The sequence below is a fragment of the Dellaglioa sp. CoH-57-MRSF-18 genome (assembly GCF_056781995.1).
In genome coordinates this window covers 81,850-98,942 of record NZ_JBXAXX010000005.1, presented here as the reverse complement: position 1 = coordinate 98,942, position 17,093 = coordinate 81,850, and the positions used below count along the sequence as shown (strand labels likewise).

Below are 17,093 nucleotides of genomic sequence, written 5' to 3'. Positions count from 1 at the left end.
CGAACACAGAAGTTAAGCTTCTTAGCGCCAAGAGTAGTTGGGGGTCGCCCCCTGCGAGGGTAGGACGTTGCCATGCTAATAATAAATAAAAAAAGGACATTAACATAATTGTTAATGTCCTTTTTTTATGCGATTGTAAAATAAAAAGCCGCTTACCGGATTTGAACCGGTGACCCCCACCTTACCATGGTGATACTCTACCTACTGAGCTAAAGCGGCATTACTATAAAAGTCTATAGTAATATTAAAAATAAATCAACCTAAATTTAAACAATCAAAACACTAGAATTATTTATGGAATTCGTAAGCAACGGAGATAGTGACTCAATGGAAAAGATAGTTAAGGTATGCATTGCTCGTGAACAAAGAGTATAAAGGGTACCAAGATCATTTTTTGAAATATAATTTTTTTTTGAAATATCAAAAGCAATAACAGAATCAAATTCCAAGCCTTTAGCTAAATAAATAGGTAATATTATTGTTTCTTCTGGAATTTTTCTGTCGCCATCTGTAACCATTGTTAATTTTACTAATGATCTGAGTTCACTATATAGTAATTTACATTCAGCCAAATTTTTAGTGATGATAGTTACTGGTTGGTTATTAGTATCACCATTTTTAATTAGGGCTATTAAAGATGCTAGTGCAGAAGCCCGGGTTTTACTAAAGTATATTTTAGGTAATTCGCCATGACGTGTGAATGATTCAATGCTATTTCCGTCTGGTAGCAATGATTTTGCAAAATTAGTAATTTCAAATGTTGATCGGTAACTTTTATTTAAAATAATTAAATTAGTTTTTTTAACTTGTAAAATATGATTTAAATTTTCTAAAAATTTAGCTGGTAAGATTAAATCATAGAATAAAGCTTGCTCACTATCTCCTAAAAGTGTTAATTTAGCGTTAGGAAAACAATTTTTTAAATATAAGAGTTGCAGCGGAGAGTAATCTTGAATTTCATCAATAAAAAGATGTTCGATATTTCTATTTTGACCATCACCCGTTAGTAAGTCTCGTAGCAATAGTAGTGGTGTGGCATCTAATAACGTGATTTTATGAAGCTCTAAGTTTGATTGGAATGATTTTTTTTCTTCTATTGAAATTGTAATTTCAAGGAATTTAGCATATTGCTCATAAATATCAATAAAATAATTATTGTAAATCGCATCATATACAATATTAAAGCGATCTTTTAATATAATGGTACCAATATATGATATTTCTTTATCAATACTATCAAATTCATCGCGTTCATAATCACTTAAATATGTTTCATATTGAGAATCAGATAACGAATCAATTTCTTCACGCATCCAATCAGATTCTGCCATTTCGGCAATTCTAGTTTTTAATCGTTTTGTTAGTGTATTTTTTGTTGCGGTAAATTTATCTGATGACAACATATTATGTGGTAGATGTGTAAATATATTAGCGATTTCTTCTTTTTTAAAGAACGGGATACCTTCATAAATGATATCTGTGAAGGCTAATTCAGATGAATCTACTGCATTTAAGTAATTTTCAATTGTTTTTTTTAAAAGTGCATTACCTCTTAAATCAGATGAAGCATGTTTATTGTTTGACTCATAATTTTCAAATAAGGTTTCAACCTTTAATCCTTGAAAACGATTAGAGAAGAATTCGGCTAACGTGACTTGTCTCATGTTCTTTTCGCCCAGGCTAGGTAGTACATCGGAAATATAGTGACTGAAAAGTAGATTTGGAGAAAATAATATAATTTGATCCGCATTTAGTGATGTTCTTGAGTGATAGAGTAGAAATGCAATACGTTGTAGAATAGCGGATGTTTTCCCACTTCCGGCAACCCCCTGGACAACTAATAAGTCACTTGTTGTATCTCGAATAATTGTGTTTTGTTCTTGTTGAATTGTAGAAACAATATTTTTCATCTGTGTGTCACTTTGTTCGCCTAAAACTTGTTGCAATAATTCATCGCCAATTGTTTCATTGGTATCAAACATCGATAGGATTTTACCTTCTTTAATTTGAAATTGACGTTTTTTGGATAATTCTGTCATTTGAGTTCCTTGTGGTGTCTTATAAGAAATATGACCCAATGCGCCGTTATAATAAATACTTGAAATAGGTGCACGCCAGTCATGTATTAGAAAATTTTGATGATCATCTACTAGAGAGGCTAGACCAATATAGAGTTGTTCCTGTTCTGGATCGCCATCGTCTTGGATGTCGATACGTCCAAAATAAGGTGAATCGCCTAATTGTTTTAAAGTATGAACCTGTTTTTCTAATATTTCTTCAGTTTGGATAGTCGTGGCGACCAATTGTTTCTGTTGTTGCACTTCGGCATTCGTTTCAATTCTATCATCAACTTCAAAAGTATTGATTTTGGCATTATCTACATAGTTTTTTTCAACTGATGAGGTTTCTTTATGTGCTTTTTCACATAGTTCGGCTGTTTTAATAGATTGGTGATTAATTTCAGTAATAATTGAATCAACTCTATTTTGTTCGATTTCTTCTTCTGACATCTTAATGCCCCCTTTGTACTATTGACCTAGTTTAAAGGTTTTTGAAATATTCGTCTAGTATTTAATATTATTTGATTTTTTCTGTTGAACACGCTACACTTACACTAATAGATAATTCATTGATTATTGCGAAGTAGGAACGCCAACTAGAACAGGGACATACTGATTTTGCTGGAAGGTATGGTGGCGGACTGAATTGGATATATGAGAATTTTGGGTAACCTCCTTATCGGTAAGTGGCAGAATTTTATTCTGCAATTTAGGTGGTACCACGAGACAGTCGTCCTATTGTTATTTACTAACAATAGGACTTTTTTTATAGATAGAAAGGGAGCGTAAATATGACAAAAAAAGTAGTCTTATCAGGGGATCGACCTACGGGGAAACTACATATCGGGCACTACATCGGTTCATTAAAGAATCGTGTTGAAATGCAAAATTCTGGTGATTATGAGATATTCATCATGATTGCTGATCAACAAGCTTTGACAGATAACGCACGTGATCCGGAAAAAATTAAAAATAGTTTAATTCAAGTAGCGTTAGATTATCTAGCGGTTGGTATTGATCCAAACAAATCAACTATTTTTGTTCAATCTCAAATTCCTGCATTAACGGAACTAACAAGTTATTACTTGAATTTGGTAACTGTTTCTCGCTTGGAACGTAATCCTACAGTTAAAGCTGAAATTCAACAAAAGAATTTTGAACGCAGTATTCCTGCCGGATTTTTTGTTTATCCGGTTAGCCAGGCTGCAGATATTACAGCATTTAAAGCAACAGTTGTACCTGTTGGCGATGATCAAGAACCAATGATTGAACAAACACGCGAAATCGTTAGAAGTTTTAATACAATTTATCAACAAGATATTCTTGTTGAACCAGAAGGTGTCTTCCCTCCAAAAGGGCAAGGACGTTTACCTGGATTAGATGGTAATGCAAAAATGAGTAAGTCACTAGGAAACGGGATTTTCCTTGCCGATGATGCGGAGACATTGAAGAAGAAAGTAATGTCAATGTATACAGATCCAGATCATATTCATGTTGAAGATCCAGGTAAAGTTGAGGGTAACATGGTATTTACTTATCTTGATATCTTTGATAAAGATACTGAAAAAGTTGCCGAACTTAAGGCCCAGTATCAAGCAGGTGGCTTAGGCGATGTTAAAATTAAACGTTATTTAAATGAAGTACTTGAAGCTGAGTTAGCTCCAATTCGTGAACGACGAGCTGAATTAGCTAAAGATCCTGAAGCCATTTATGCAATGTTAAAAGCGGGTAGTGATAAAGCTAATGCTGTTGCAAACCAAACATTGAACGAAGTTAGAGATGCGATTGGAATTAATTATTTTAACTAGTTCGGTTGTGAAACGTTTCTTTGATTTAGTATGAGGTGAGTAATAATGGAAAAGTTTGTTTTATTGGATTTGGGTTCAAATTCGGTTCGATTATCAATTAACGAACAACTTGATAATGGACAATTTAAAGAAATTAAGCGTTTAAAATCGGAAACACGATTATCTGAAGGGATGGGGAAATCCCGAGTGTTACAGGAACATGCGATGGCTAGGACAATTGAAGCCTTAGTTAGTTTTAAAAAACAATATGATATTTATGGACCGGTTGCTGTACATGGAATTGCCACTGCAGCTGTACGAATGGCTCGAAATCAAAAAGAATTTTTACGTCGAATTAAAGAGGCAGTTGGTGCTGATATTGAAGTTTTAAGTGGGGATGATGAAGCTTATTACGATTATATGGGTGTAATGGAAGCCTTACCAATTCATGATTGCTTGATTTTGGATACAGGTGGCGCAAGCAGTGAATTAATCCATGTGGTTAATCGAAAAGTGGTACATCTTGTGAGTTTGCCATTTGGTGCAGTGACTTTATCCGAAAAATATTTAAAAAATGAACAGATTACGAGTAAAGAATTATTTCAGTTAATGGAGTACTTGGTGACCGCTTTTCAAAAGTTGGAGTGGTTGAAGGAAGCAATGGAGTTGCCCCTCGTACTACTTGGCGGCTCAAATCGAATTATTGGACGTTTAAACCGCAAAAAACAGAAGCTAATTAATACGGAGGCAATTAATGGCTATCAATTGTCACGTAAGGCAGTTTCATTAACTTTTGAGGACTTGGTAGGCTTGACGACTAAAAAGCGTGCACAAGTCAGTGGTATAGCTTCTAACCGTGCGGATATTATTGTAGGTGGAATTGCACCAGTTGTTGTTCTGGGACAATATTTAAATTCTGTTGGTGTCATTTTTTCTGAAAGTGGTGTCCGAGAAGGTTATTTAACAACTAAATTAGGTAAATAAAAAGACATCAAAAATTGATGTCTTTTTATTTTGGTAAAATATCTTCGAATGTCATTGCTGATAAAAATTTTTGAATGCGTTCTGTAGGGTGATTGAAAAATTCGTCTGGTGAACCATTAAATAAGATATTGCCATCTTCTAGAAAAATGATATTATTGGCAACAGCTTTTGCAAAGGCCATATTATGAGTAACGATAACCATTGATTTTTTTTCTATATCCAACTTAAGTAGAACTCTTAAAACCTCTGCTTCTAATTCAGGATCTAGTGCAGAAGTTGGTTCATCAAATAATAAATATTTAGGATTCATTGCCATTGCTCTAGCAATAGCTACACGTTGTTGTTGACCACCAGATAACTGGCTTGGATAGTAATTAGCACGATCTGAAAGACCGACTAATTCTAAAAGTTCTTCAGCGCGTTGTGCAACAATTAATTTTTGTTCCTTTAAAACGTGAAGGGGTCCTTCCATAACATTTTTCAAAACAGTTAAATGAGGAAATAAGTTATAGTCTTGGAAAACCATACCTGTTTCACGACGAACTTCCAAAATTGTTTTTTCACTGATTGGTTGGGTAAAGTCGATCTTTTTATCATCTAATGAGTAGAGACCTTCTTCGGGTTGTTCTAATAAATTAAATGAGCGTAATAAGGTTGATTTACCGGAACCAGAAGGACCAACGATGACGGTTGTTTCGTTTTCTGGTAATTCAAATGACAACGATTTTAAGACTTTATGTTGGTCGAAGTATTTATTAACATTTTCAAATTTAATCAAAGTTAAGACCTCCTAGTTATTTTTAATGTAACGCGATGTTCTTTTTTCTAGATAATATTGACCAACGTTTAAAATTGAGCAAAAGACTAGATAAACGACCGCTACTTCACAGTATAAGGTCATAGGTTCATAAGTTCTTGCCGCAATTTGTTGACCAACGGAAAACATTTCGACAATCGTGATTGAGAAGGCTAATGACGTATCCTTTATTAAACCAATGAAACTATTTGATAAAGGTGGAAGTGAGACCCGTGCTGCTTGTGGTAAAATAACGCGAAATAACACGGTTGTGTGTGTCATACCAATGGCGTAACCAGCTTCCCACTGACCTTTTGAAATTGATAGAATAGCTGCACGAATTGTTTCCGATGCATAAGCACCAACGTTTAATGAAAAAACAATAACAGCGGCACTGAATGCGCCGAATTCAACTGTATAAGGTGCTGGTAATCTAGGTAGTCCATAAAATAGGATAAATAATTGCACAATCAAAGGCGTTCCTCTGAAAATCCAAACATAGAATGAAAAGAATGCTTTACCAATCCCTTTTAAAATTTGGGTGAAGGTACTGCCTTTTTTTATATCTGATATTCGAACTAGTGCGGTGATAATTGCGATGATGATCCCGATAACGAATGAAATTATCGTCAAAGGGATAGTGTAGCGAATTCCAGCTTCTAAAATGGTTGGGAGTGAATCAATAACAAGTTTCATAAACGCGGAACCTCTCTTAATCTATTATTAATAAAAAAAGACTGATGACAAAATGGATTTTGCACCAGTCCTTTTGGAATTATTTATTTGTGATGTCGCTACCAAAATATTTTTTTGATAGTTTTGATAATGAGCCATCAGCACGTAATTCTTTAAGTGCTTTGTTTAATTCTTTTTGTAATTTTGGGTTGTCCTGTTGGATTAAGCCAGCAACTTTTAATGCTGGAATTTCAGAACCTGTTGAAATTGTTTTAATGTTCGTATCAGGTTTTTCTTTTAAGTATGAATAGACAGCATCGTTACTGTTAATGGTACCATCAGCCCGACCATCTAGGATTAAACTGATTGTATTTGCAAAATCATCTGTTGAGACAACATCAGCACCAAGGCGTTCAGCATCGGCTCCATTTTCACTTGTAACCGTTTGTGCCATCTTTTTACCCTTAATATCTTTAATCGTTTTAATAGAAGAGTTATTATTTTTGACGACTAAAATTGATTTTGAATAAATATAAGGTGATGTAAAGTTGTATTTATCTTGACGTTCTTTTGTAACACCAACGTTGTTTAAAACAACGTCGTATTTGTTAGCATCTAATCCTGCAACTAATGAATCCCATTTTGATTCGATAAATTTAGGCGTTAAATCCATTTTTTTAGCTAATTGTTTACCAAGATCAACTTCGAAACCAGTTAATTTATTGTTACTATCGTGGTAACTATAAGGGCGGTAAGTACCTTCTAATCCGATTGTTAATGTACCCTTTGTTTGTGTTACATCGGATGCTGTATCTTTCGATTTACCGCAGGCGGTTAAAGCAAGAGCAATCAATAACACACTGGCAAGACTTAATATTTTTTTCATTTTAGTACGCCCCTTTTTTTAAAAGTAATATATTATCTATCTATAATAGCGTAAAATAAGCTAAGAAACCAATTATTTCTCTTACTAAAAGTAAAAACAACAAAAAGGACTAAGGTAATGACAAAATTTATAAAATTTTATCAAAAAAAATGGCATGATAGATTAATAACCTTATTAAATGACAATCTTATTTCAGATGATGAAAAATTAGAAATAGAAACGCATGCTCTTAATCATGAATTAGGGGATCAGATGACTGAAAATTATATAGCAGATTTTACCTTGCCAGAAGGTATTGCGTTTAATTATTTAGTTGATGGAAAAAAGATGACGGTCCCAATGGTAACTGAAGAACCTTCTGTAATTGCGGCAAATAATAATGGGGCAAAAATAATTGCATCTGCGGGTGGATTTACAACAAAAATTAAATCACGCTTAATGATAGGTCAAGTTATTTTAGAAAATATTGATGATGCGGATAACGTTATCAACCAAATTAATGAACAACAATTGAATTTAATTAAAATAGCGAATGCTGCTCGTCCTTCACTTGTAAAACGAGGCGGTGGCGCACGTTGGGTCAGAGTTCGAAAACTAGCAGCTGATCTAATTTCGGTAGATTTAGCAGTAGATGTTCAAGAAGCAATGGGCGCTAATAGTGTAAATACAATGATGGAGGCAGTTGGTGAAACGCTGCAAACACAGTTTAAACAAGACGTCCTTATGAGTATTCTATCCAACTACGCAACAGATTCATTAGTTGAATCAAGCTGCTCAATTCCTTTTACGTTGTTAGATTCTGCAGAAATTAGTGGTGAACACATAGCTAAGAAAATTGTCTCAGCAAGTCGAGTGGCTCAACTTGACCCATATCGTGCCGTCACACATAATAAAGGTATTATGAATGGGATTGATGCGGTTCTCATTGCTTCGGGAAACGATTGGCGTGCCGTTGAAGCAGGTGCTCATGCTTATGCTAGCCAAGATGGCCAGTATCGTGGCTTGACGAAATGGTCGATAGTCAGTGATAATTTAGTTGGCATAATTAAATTACCAATGCCCATAGGAGTTGTTGGGGGTTCGATTGATATTGTCCCAATGGTTCAAATTAATAAAAAAATGATGGGTATTCGATCAGCAAAAGAGCTTGCTAGTTTGGTTGCAAGTGTTGGGTTAGCTCAAAATTTAGCGGCACTTAAAGCACTTGTTTCTGAGGGTATTCAAAAGGGACATATGGGTCTTCAACTAAAATCACTGGCAGTTAAAGTTGGCGCTGTAGACGAAGAAGTGGCACAATTAACTGAGTTATTAAAAAATGAGAATCGACCAGATACAGAGGTTGCAACAAAAAAACTAAATGAATTAAGAAAAAAAGGGGATAATTAAATGGTTGAGATTACATTACACCAAAATACACAAAATTTAATTACTACAATTAAAGAACAATTTGATGGAGAAATTAAAATTCAATATGGTGGCGAAAAAGTTGGGTTTATTAAGCATCAACAAGTAGAATCTCGGTTAGAAGATGGAAATTTCATTATTAATGTGACTGATATTACAGCACCTGATTACTTGATTTCGCATGAACTATTCCATTTTTTCTTGCAACTTAATCAGGCACCTGAATTAATGTTAAAAATGACAACGGATGATTTTAATATCGACGATAAAATCAATGCGACGGCTGTTCAACTTTATGATACGGTTTTACATGGGACTATTTTTAGATTACAAGAAGAAAATGGGTTTATTGATGATAATATTAGAGAATTATTCTATCAAGGAATCTTGGCAACAGTGACTGCTGAACCTAAAGAAGGTAGCGGCCCAGATGAATGGGGAATGTACCGATTAATCACACTTTTAGATGCTTTGGTGTTCTTTCAAAATGAAGATATGGAACAAATTACTGAAAAATTCTTAGAATTTTACCCTATCGCAACAGATGCTGCACTTAAATTATTGGAAATCTTAACATCTAATGACTTACGTGCACCTTTTGAAGCTCGCCGAGCAACGGTTGCCTTATTTAAAGCCTTCGATGCACAACTTGAAGCGTGGAAATTACCAAAAATGTACTTAAATACGTTTGCAACGTTAACACCAGTTTTCAGTGAACGTCAATTAAAATTAGAAGTACGTCAATTGTTTGATATTATGCATTCTGAATTTAAAAGTAATGTTAATTTTGCGTCAGCTTATGTTGGTATTCAAAAGAATGATCAACAAAATGCATTTGTTATTACAGTACCTAGAAATGCGGATTCAAAAGAGGTTATTTTACGTACGTACGATATGACAGTGTTAGAATTAATGCAAACAATTAAGATGCGCTTTATAGTTAGAACTGCTGAATAATGATTGATTTAGCAAAATATAATCTAGCTGTTATCACAGCTGGAAACAACATTTTATTATTAAATCGTTTGAAAAAACCATATGTTGGTCTTTGGAATGGAATTGGTGGTAAACGTGAACCACAAGAATCTGAACTTGCAGGGATGCTTCGTGAATTATATGAGGAAACAGGAATCAAAATTACCGATTCTCAATGTAGACCAACGGGTTATCTTGAATGGTCAGTGGACGACGAATATCAAGCTACAATAGCGTTATTTCATATCTCTTTACAACAACCATTTGGAAAACAATATCCACAAAGAACACGAGAAGGTATTTTAGCAGACTTTCCAGTTGAATGGGCTTTGAATAAGCAAAACGTCGGACTAACACCTGATTTAGTTCCTGTGTTACCCTATATTTTAAAGGATGAATTTCATCGATATTTGACAAATTTTAATGGTTCACAATTAGTTGATTTTAAAATTAAATTATAGTGAAGGACTGTTGTAAAATGATTGAACACAGTGAAATTTTTACTCGATTAAATAATCTAAAGACTAGATTACAATGGCTAACTTATTTTCAGCGGTTTTTTGACTTCATTCTGTTTTACTTTGGTTTTTCTAGTTTTTTTGGTGGAAATCCAATAACGTTATTTGGAACAGTTTTCACAAAAGGTGAAGGGTTACTACTAACGTTGATGGTTGCGGCGATAACGTTTAGTATCACGGCACTGAAACAAGATCCAAGACGGGTTGGGCGGATTTTAATTACCATTTTAGATGGACAGCTATCTGAAAAAGAAATTATGATTATTCGTCAATTTCAAAAATATGCACGCTAATTTTAAAAGAGATAGTCTATGTTAAACTCACGGACTGTCTCTTTTTATTGCTTAAAATCGGCTGAAAACTATGATATACTGTTAAGGAGTTTATACAGAACGAATGTTAAAAAACACATGAAATACGATACGGAAAGGGTCTTAAAAAATGACAGAAAAACCCACATTTTATTTAACAACACCAATTTATTATCCATCTGGTAAATTACATATTGGAAATTCATACACAACAATTGCGTGTGACGTCTTAGCACGTTACAAACGCCAAAAAGGATATGATGTTTTCTTCTTAACGGGAACAGATGAACATGGTTTGAAAATCGAACAAAAAGCTGAAGAATTAGGGACAACACCACAAGCTTATGTCGACGGTATGGCTAGTGATATTAAAGAATTATGGAAAACCCTTGAAATTACAAATGATAAATTTATTCGAACAACAGATGATCAACATGAAAAAGCTGTGCAATATATCTTCGATAAATTACTTAAACAAGGCGATATTTATTTAGGAGAATACGAAGGCTGGTACTCTGTTTCTGATGAAGAATTCTTTACAGAATCACAGTTGGCTGAAGTTTTCCGTGATGATGACGGTAAAATGGTTGGTGGTAAAGCGCCAAGTGGTCACGAAGTTTCATTAGTTAAAGAAGAATCATATTTCTTTAAAATGAGTAAATATGCAGATCGTTTACTAAAATATTATGAAGATCATCCTGATTTTATTCAACCAGAATCACGTAAAAATGAAATGATAAATAATTTCATTAAACCTGGTTTGGAAGATCTTGCTGTATCTAGAACGACATTTAACTGGGGCGTAAAAGTTAAAAGTAACCCTAAACATGTTGTTTATGTTTGGATTGACGCTTTAGCAAATTATATTACAGCCTTGGGTTATGGTTCAGATGATACTGAACTATTTGATAAATATTGGCCTGCAGATGTTCAAATGGTTGGTAAAGAAATCGTGCGTTTCCATACGATTTACTGGCCAATTATTTTGATGGCGCTCGATTTACCTTTACCAAAACAAATTTTTGGTCATGGTTGGTTGTTAATGAAAGACGGTAAAATGTCTAAATCAAAAGGTAACGTTATCTATCCAGAAATGTTAGTAGAACGCTATGGATTGGATGCACTCCGTTACTACTTAATGCGCGCTGTACCATTTGGTAATGATGGTGTCTTCACACCAGAAGACTTTGTTTCACGTGTTAATTTTGATTTAGCTAATGATTTAGGGAACTTATTAAATAGAACTGTTGCGATGATTAACAAATACGATGGTGGTAAAATTCCAGCATTAAAGGGTAACGTAACTGAATTTGATGGAGACTTAGGTCAAACAGCTGAAGATACAATTACGGAATATACTGAATTAATGGATAAAATGGAATTCTCAGATGGATTAAATGCTATCTGGAAATTAGTTGCTAGAACAAATAAATATATTGATGAAACACAACCATGGGTTTTAGCTAAAGATGAAGCACGTAAAGCTGAACTTGATAGTGTTATGGTACATTTAGCAGCTAGTTTACGTGTGATTGCTGTCTTAATCCAACCTATTATGACGCATGCACCTAAAGAAATTTTTGAACAATTAGGTTTAGACACGGCAGATATGGCTATTGAAGAATTAAACTACTCTGATTTCCCAATGGACAGCGTCGTTGTTGAAAAAGGAACGCCTATTTTCCCACGCTTAGATGTTGAAGAAGAGATTGCCTATATTAAAGATCAAATGACAGTTTCAGATAAGAAGAAAGGGCGTAAAGCAATGGCAGTTAATGATACAGAGGATTCTTTAGATTGGAATCCAGAAAATGTGGCTCTAAACTTAACATTACCTCAAACGACATTTGATCAATTTGAGCCAAATGAATTAAAAGTTGCTGAAATTATTCAAGTTGAAAAAGTACAAAATGCTGATAAACTATTGAAATTTAGATTAGATGCTGGTGATCCTGATCATCGTCAAATCTTGTCTGGTGTAGCAGAGTTTTATCCTGAAACAGATGTCTTATTAGGAAAAAAAGTTGTGATTGTTGCGAACTTAAAACCGCGTAAGATGAAAGGCGAAATTAGCCAAGGAATGATTCTATCTGTAGAATACGATGGTAAATTGAAATTAATTACCGTTGATGAAGATATTAAAAATGGCGCAATTGTAGGCTAAATAAAGTAAGGACTGGAAACAAAACTTGGTTTTGCTCTAGTCCTTCTTCATTTTACTGCTAGAAAGGAGAGGTATCCCTTGGAAATATTTGACACACATACACATATTAATTCTGATGAATTTACAACGGAAATTCCTGAAGTTATTGAGCGTGCAAAAGCATTTGACGTGACTAAAATGGCAATTGTTGGATTTGATCAACCAAGCATTTTGAAATCACTAGAACTATCAAAAAGCTATCCTAATTTATATTCTATAATTGGTTGGCATCCAGAAGAGGCAAAAACCTACACACCGGAGACTGAAGAAGTTTTGATAGAACAATTACAGTCGCCAAAAGTTGTCGCAATGGGTGAAATGGGCCTAGATTACCATTGGGATACGTCTCCAATTGAAACGCAGAAAAAAGTTTTCAAACGTCAGGTTGAGATTGCGAAGGCGTTAAAATTACCAATTTCTATTCATAATCGAGATGCCTTTGAGGATGTTTATACAATCCTGAAAGAAGCTGATATTCGTGATATTGGTGGCATTATGCATAGCTTTAATGGTGATGCAAAATGGGCAGAGAAATTCTTAGACTTAGGGATGCATTTATCCTATAGTGGTATTGTGACTTATAATAGTGCTAAAGAAGTTCATGAAGCCGTTAAAGTGACACCAAGCAACCGAATTTTAATTGAAACAGATGCACCATATTTAACGCCAGAACCTTATAGAGGTCAGCGCAATGAACCAGGATACACAAGATACGTCTTGGAAGCTGTCGCAAAAATTCGAGAGAGTTCAAGTATTGATATGGCAGCGGCAACATTTAAAAATGCCGAAAACTTATTTAGGATAGGGTAATATGCAGAAAATTAGAGAAGTAATCGTAGTTGAAGGTCGCGATGACACAAAACGTATCCATTTAGCTGTTAATGCAGATACGATTGAAACACGTGGCTCAGCTATTAGTGACGAAACGTTAGATCAAATTGAACTGTTGCAAGAAACTCGAGGCGTAATTGTATTTACGGACCCTGATTTTTCTGGTGAAAAAATTCGTAAAACTATTTCAGCACGCGTTCCAAATGTACAGCATGCTTTTCTGAAAAAAAGTGAAGCTGTCCCAGATCATAAAGGGAGTTTAGGCGTTGAACATGCTTCAGTTGAAGCGATTCGTGAAGCGCTAGATCATTTGTATACAGAAATGCCTGATGGCGAAACATTGATCAGCTTAGAGGATTTACAAACGGCAGGATTGATTGCCGGACCGGATGCCAAAGCTAAGCGTGAAAAATTAGGTGAGTATCTCAAAATTGGTTACACAAATGGAAAACAATTATACAATCGATTGAAACTATTTCAAATTTCACCAGAAGAGTTCGTCGACGCATTGCAAGAAATTAACGAGACAATAACGGAGGAAAAACATGGCTAACAATGATGTGCCAGACATTGCTTCACCTATTAGAACTAAAGCAATTATGGAAACTTATGGTTTAACTTTTAAAAAGAGTTTAGGCCAAAATTTTTTAACAGATAAAAACGTACTAATGAATATTGTGGACGCCGGAGATATTACGGCTGAAGATGACGTTATCGAAATCGGACCTGGTATTGGGTCATTGACTGAACAATTAGCAAGACGTGCACATCATGTTTTAGCAATTGAAATTGACCAAAATTTGATTCCTGTACTTGGCGAAACACTAAGTCCATATGATAATGTTGATATCGTGGAACAAGATATTTTAAAAGCTAATTTACCAGCGTTAGTAGAAGAACATTTTGATGGACAGCATCCATTAAAATTAGTCGCTAATTTACCTTATTACATTACAACGCCCATTATCATGCATTTACTAGAAACGGCGGTTAAATTAGATAAAATCGTTGTTATGATGCAAAAAGAAGTGGCAGAACGAATTGCAGCTGATCCAGGTAGTCGTACATATGGATCACTAACGGTAGCCGTTCAATATGAAATGGATGCTGAAGTCGCATTCGTTGTTCCAAGAACCGTCTTTATTCCACAACCTAATGTTGATTCAGCTATTATTGTTTTGAATCAAAAAGAAGGCGACGTTGAACGCCCAATTAGTGAAAAGGTCTTCTTTAAATTAGTTAAAGGAAGTTTCCAACATCGACGTAAAAGTTTATGGAATAATTTACAATCAATTTATGGTAAAACACCAGAAATTCGTGAAGCGTTACAAGCAGCATTGGATGCATCAGAAATTTCTGCTCAAATTCGTGCTGAAAAACTAAGTATTCATGAATTTATTGTTTTATCTAACAATCTTATCAAAGTAGAAGAGAAATTTAATTAACTTCTTATTGAACTACTGATGTTCGATGTGGTATAATTGCAAATCTTGTGAAACTATGGTATGATGTTTCACATAAGAAGGTGAAGCCCATCATGCCAGAAACTTTAGCCAGCATCAAAGGTACGCTAGATGCCCAAGTCGGAAAAAATTTAACGGTAGTTGCTCAAGCCGGTAGAAAGAAAACTACAGAACGTAAAGGGATTTTACGCGAAACATTCCCAGCTATTTTTGTAGTCGATTTAAACCAAGATGAGAATTCATTCGAGCGCGTTTCATATAGCTACACAGACGTATTAACAAAAAATATTGAAATTGATTTTGAAGATTAAAAATAAGTATAAAAGCCTAGGTAGGGATGTTTTTAGAACATCTTAACTTAGGCTTTTATTTTTAGAAATAATTAGTATAATTAGAGTTAATTAAGGACTTATAGGATTAGGTGAGAACATGGAGATTCGTGAAAAAGCCCCAGCTAAAATCAACTTGAGTTTAGACACCCCATTTAACCATCAAGATGGTGAACAAGAATGGCGAATGGTGATGACATCAGTTGATTTAGCAGACTACTTACATATCAAATCGCTAGACGATCGAACGGACATTACAGTGGAAACTGATAGTGGTTTTTTACCGTGTGATCACCGAAATTTAGCCTATAAAGCAGCAAAAATTTTACAGGATAAATTTCAGATTAAAAAAGGTGCCCAAATACATATCAAGAAGCAAATCCCAGTTGCTGCTGGGCTAGGTGGCGGTTCATCAGATGCAGCAGCCGTTTTACGTGCTTTGAATCAATTATGGAAACTCAATTTATCTTTAGCAGAGTTGGCAAAAATTGGTTTAAAAATTGATTCTGATGTGCCTTACTGCGTTTATAGTAGAACGGCTCATGTAACGGGTCGTGGTGAGAAGATTGCTATTTTAAAAGACTTACCCCCTGTTTGGTTAGTGGTTGCAAAACCTAAGATTAGTGTTTCAACACCAACTATTATTAGACAAATTGATTATACGCGACTCACTCATCCAAATGTAAACGCCGTTGTGAATGCAATTGAGGACGACGATATGGATGCCATAATTGATAATCTAGGTAATGCGCTTGAACCGATTACAGCTGAACGTCATCCCGAAATTACACGTTTAAAAGAAAAAATGATAAAATTTGGGGCAGATGCAGCAGAAATGAGTGGATCAGGCCCAACTGTATTTGCGATATGTCGTAAAAAAAGTCGAGCACAGCACGTCTACAATAGTTTAAAAGGTTTCTGTGAAGAGGTCTACCTAGTGAGACCGTTAAGTTGATTTTATTGCGATAATTAGCATAATTTGTTATGTTGAAGGCATTAAATACAACTGAAAATGAGGGACAACTTGTGGAAGCCTTAATTGAAATTGACTATACAAATGATTTTGTAGCGACAGATGGACACTTAACGGCGGGAAAACCTGCTCAAGAGATTGAAGCTCGAGTGATAGAATTAATGAATGAGTTTGAACAAAAAGGTGATTATGTTGTTTTAGCAACTGATATTCATTATGAAAATGACCCATTTCATCCAGAAACTAATTTATTTCCACCACATAATATTGCAGGTACAAACGGTCGTAAATTCTATGGTGAGTTGGAGCCTTGGTATCAGGCGCATAAAGATAAATCAAATGTTTATATGATGGATAAAACGAGATATAGTGCTTTTGCGGGAACGGATTTAGATTTAAGATTACGAGCTCGGTCAATTGAAACAGTGCATTTAATTGGTGTTTGCACAGATATTTGTGTTTTGCATACCGCAATTGACGCATATAATTTGGGCTATAAGATTGTCATTCATGAAAAGGCGACAGCTAGTTTTAATCAAGCTGGACATGTATGGGCACTGTCACATTTTAAGGATTCTCTGGGTGCAGAAATTAAAGATTAGTGGATTTAGTACAGCTATTGTTGGAAGAGAGTGTTGTCACTTTGTGATAGCACTTTTTTTTATTAAAAAATTGGAGATAATGACTAATTAAGCGACTAGTTAAGAACGCATCCTTCTATTTACATACTACCTAATATAGGTTAACTTTATAACTAAGACATGATTTAATGTAGCGTGTTAGATTAATCTAATTTGCAAGAAAATGGGGGATTGTCTTTGGGAGAATAAAAGCCATATTTGGGGAAAGGTATGGAGGAAACATAAGTGTTGATAGTTAGTTTATGAGTAACAGATAT

16 protein-coding genes, 1 tRNA gene, 1 rRNA gene and 1 pseudogene are annotated in these 17,093 nt (G+C 34.7%); 14 read left to right on the top strand and 5 right to left on the bottom strand.

The genetic code is table 11. The features are described 5' to 3' along the window. Positions 1 to 76 (top strand): 5S ribosomal RNA (rrf, locus tag AC1RPG_RS06520); the annotation flags it as partial. 70 nt (positions 77 to 146) lie between these two features. Here the strand turns inward: rrf and AC1RPG_RS06515 are convergent. After that, positions 147 to 219, bottom strand: a tRNA-Thr gene (locus AC1RPG_RS06515). 47 nt (positions 220 to 266) lie between these two features. Further along, positions 267 to 2,510, bottom strand: a complete 2,244-nt coding sequence (gene helD / locus AC1RPG_RS06510; protein WP_481761804.1) for an RNA polymerase recycling motor HelD — start codon at positions 2,508 to 2,510, stop codon at positions 267 to 269. Between the two features lie 341 nt (positions 2,511 to 2,851). Here helD and trpS point away from each other — a divergent pair, with 341 nt between their 5' ends. Together trpS and AC1RPG_RS06500 are read left to right on the top strand one after the other, a co-directional pair. Then, positions 2,852 to 3,868 carry a tryptophan--tRNA ligase gene (trpS, locus tag AC1RPG_RS06505; RefSeq protein ID WP_481761803.1) on the top strand — a complete coding sequence of 339 codons (1,017 nt, stop codon included), beginning with the start codon at positions 2,852 to 2,854 and terminating at the stop codon, positions 3,866 to 3,868. Between the two features lie 45 nt (positions 3,869 to 3,913). Next, on the top strand, positions 3,914 to 4,831 hold the full coding sequence (locus AC1RPG_RS06500; RefSeq protein ID WP_481761802.1) for a Ppx/GppA phosphatase family protein: 918 nt from the start codon (positions 3,914 to 3,916) through the stop codon (positions 4,829 to 4,831). Positions 4,832 to 4,856: 25 nt separating this feature from the next. Here AC1RPG_RS06500 and AC1RPG_RS06495 read toward each other — a convergent pair whose 3' ends face one another. The 3 genes from AC1RPG_RS06495 to AC1RPG_RS06485 all read right to left on the bottom strand — a co-directional run bounded on the left by AC1RPG_RS06495 (position 4,857) and on the right by AC1RPG_RS06485 (position 7,188). Next, on the bottom strand, positions 4,857 to 5,609 hold the full coding sequence (locus AC1RPG_RS06495) for an amino acid ABC transporter ATP-binding protein (protein ID WP_481761801.1): 753 nt from the start codon (positions 5,607 to 5,609) through the stop codon (positions 4,857 to 4,859). A 12-nt stretch (positions 5,610 to 5,621) separates the two neighbouring features. Continuing rightward, positions 5,622 to 6,323: an amino acid ABC transporter permease gene (locus tag AC1RPG_RS06490; protein WP_481761800.1), complete on the bottom strand. Its 702-nt coding sequence runs from the start codon at positions 6,321 to 6,323 to the stop codon at positions 5,622 to 5,624. Between the two features lie 79 nt (positions 6,324 to 6,402). Beyond that, positions 6,403 to 7,188 carry a transporter substrate-binding domain-containing protein gene (locus AC1RPG_RS06485; protein ID WP_481761799.1) on the bottom strand — a complete coding sequence of 262 codons (786 nt, stop codon included), beginning with the start codon at positions 7,186 to 7,188 and terminating at the stop codon, positions 6,403 to 6,405. A 114-nt stretch (positions 7,189 to 7,302) separates the two neighbouring features. Here AC1RPG_RS06485 and AC1RPG_RS06480 point away from each other — a divergent pair. The 11 genes and pseudogenes from AC1RPG_RS06480 to AC1RPG_RS06430 form a co-directional block, all read left to right on the top strand. Next, positions 7,303 to 8,574 (top strand): annotated as a pseudogene (locus tag AC1RPG_RS06480) (hydroxymethylglutaryl-CoA reductase, degradative); the annotation flags it as partial. After that, on the top strand, positions 8,575 to 9,549 hold the full coding sequence (locus tag AC1RPG_RS06475) for an IpaB/EvcA family protein (protein WP_481761798.1): 975 nt from the start codon (positions 8,575 to 8,577) through the stop codon (positions 9,547 to 9,549). Next, entirely contained in the window at positions 9,549 to 10,028 is a 480-nt protein-coding gene (locus AC1RPG_RS06470) for an NUDIX domain-containing protein (protein ID WP_481761797.1), read from the top strand. Before AC1RPG_RS06475 ends, AC1RPG_RS06470 begins: the two co-directional genes overlap by 1 nt. 17 nt (positions 10,029 to 10,045) lie before the next feature. Then, the gene (locus tag AC1RPG_RS06465; RefSeq protein WP_409021927.1) at positions 10,046 to 10,378 is read left to right on the top strand and encodes a hypothetical protein; all 333 of its coding nucleotides are present in this window, start codon (positions 10,046 to 10,048) and stop codon (positions 10,376 to 10,378) included. Between the two features lie 148 nt (positions 10,379 to 10,526). Further along, positions 10,527 to 12,560, top strand: coding sequence for a methionine--tRNA ligase (gene metG / locus AC1RPG_RS06460; protein WP_481761796.1), 2,034 nt, complete (start codon positions 10,527 to 10,529; stop codon positions 12,558 to 12,560). Between the two features lie 78 nt (positions 12,561 to 12,638). Next, positions 12,639 to 13,409, top strand: coding sequence for a TatD family hydrolase (locus tag AC1RPG_RS06455; RefSeq protein WP_481761795.1), 771 nt, complete (start codon positions 12,639 to 12,641; stop codon positions 13,407 to 13,409). A gap of 1 nt (position 13,410) precedes the next feature. Further along, a complete protein-coding gene (gene rnmV, locus AC1RPG_RS06450) occupies positions 13,411 to 13,983 on the top strand; it encodes a ribonuclease M5 (RefSeq protein ID WP_409021930.1) in 573 nt (190 codons plus the stop codon). Then, positions 13,976 to 14,875 carry a 16S rRNA (adenine(1518)-N(6)/adenine(1519)-N(6))-dimethyltransferase RsmA gene (rsmA, locus tag AC1RPG_RS06445; protein WP_409021931.1) on the top strand — a complete coding sequence of 300 codons (900 nt, stop codon included), beginning with the start codon at positions 13,976 to 13,978 and terminating at the stop codon, positions 14,873 to 14,875. Before rnmV ends, rsmA begins: the two co-directional genes overlap by 8 nt. A 92-nt stretch (positions 14,876 to 14,967) precedes the next feature. Then, on the top strand, positions 14,968 to 15,204 hold the full coding sequence (locus AC1RPG_RS06440; protein WP_409021932.1) for a Veg family protein: 237 nt from the start codon (positions 14,968 to 14,970) through the stop codon (positions 15,202 to 15,204). Between the two features lie 118 nt (positions 15,205 to 15,322). After that, positions 15,323 to 16,177: a 4-(cytidine 5'-diphospho)-2-C-methyl-D-erythritol kinase gene (gene ispE / locus AC1RPG_RS06435; protein ID WP_481761794.1), complete on the top strand. Its 855-nt coding sequence runs from the start codon at positions 15,323 to 15,325 to the stop codon at positions 16,175 to 16,177. A gap of 29 nt (positions 16,178 to 16,206) precedes the next feature. Beyond that, positions 16,207 to 16,797: a cysteine hydrolase family protein gene (locus tag AC1RPG_RS06430; protein WP_481761793.1), complete on the top strand. Its 591-nt coding sequence runs from the start codon at positions 16,207 to 16,209 to the stop codon at positions 16,795 to 16,797. Positions 16,798 to 17,093 lie beyond the last annotated feature (296 nt).

What these genes read in the sequence shown, in the direction of transcription:
- helD (WP_481761804.1), bottom strand. Translation starts at nt 2,510, where the DNA reads ATGTCAGAAGAAGAAATCGAACAAAATAGAGTTGATTCAATTATTACT.
- trpS (WP_481761803.1), top strand. Translation starts at nt 2,852, where the DNA reads ATGACAAAAAAAGTAGTCTTATCAGGGGATCGACCTACGGGGAAACTA.
- AC1RPG_RS06500 (WP_481761802.1), top strand. Translation starts at nt 3,914, where the DNA reads ATGGAAAAGTTTGTTTTATTGGATTTGGGTTCAAATTCGGTTCGATTA.
- AC1RPG_RS06490 (WP_481761800.1), bottom strand. Translation starts at nt 6,323, where the DNA reads ATGAAACTTGTTATTGATTCACTCCCAACCATTTTAGAAGCTGGAATT.
- AC1RPG_RS06485 (WP_481761799.1), bottom strand. Translation starts at nt 7,188, where the DNA reads ATGAAAAAAATATTAAGTCTTGCCAGTGTGTTATTGATTGCTCTTGCT.
- AC1RPG_RS06475 (WP_481761798.1), top strand. Translation starts at nt 8,575, where the DNA reads ATGGTTGAGATTACATTACACCAAAATACACAAAATTTAATTACTACA.
- AC1RPG_RS06470 (WP_481761797.1), top strand. Translation starts at nt 9,549, where the DNA reads ATGATTGATTTAGCAAAATATAATCTAGCTGTTATCACAGCTGGAAAC.
- AC1RPG_RS06465 (WP_409021927.1), top strand. Translation starts at nt 10,046, where the DNA reads ATGATTGAACACAGTGAAATTTTTACTCGATTAAATAATCTAAAGACT.
- metG (WP_481761796.1), top strand. Translation starts at nt 10,527, where the DNA reads ATGACAGAAAAACCCACATTTTATTTAACAACACCAATTTATTATCCA.
- rnmV (WP_409021930.1), top strand. Translation starts at nt 13,411, where the DNA reads ATGCAGAAAATTAGAGAAGTAATCGTAGTTGAAGGTCGCGATGACACA.
- rsmA (WP_409021931.1), top strand. Translation starts at nt 13,976, where the DNA reads ATGGCTAACAATGATGTGCCAGACATTGCTTCACCTATTAGAACTAAA.
- AC1RPG_RS06440 (WP_409021932.1), top strand. Translation starts at nt 14,968, where the DNA reads ATGCCAGAAACTTTAGCCAGCATCAAAGGTACGCTAGATGCCCAAGTC.
- ispE (WP_481761794.1), top strand. Translation starts at nt 15,323, where the DNA reads ATGGAGATTCGTGAAAAAGCCCCAGCTAAAATCAACTTGAGTTTAGAC.
- AC1RPG_RS06430 (WP_481761793.1), top strand. Translation starts at nt 16,207, where the DNA reads ATGTTGAAGGCATTAAATACAACTGAAAATGAGGGACAACTTGTGGAA.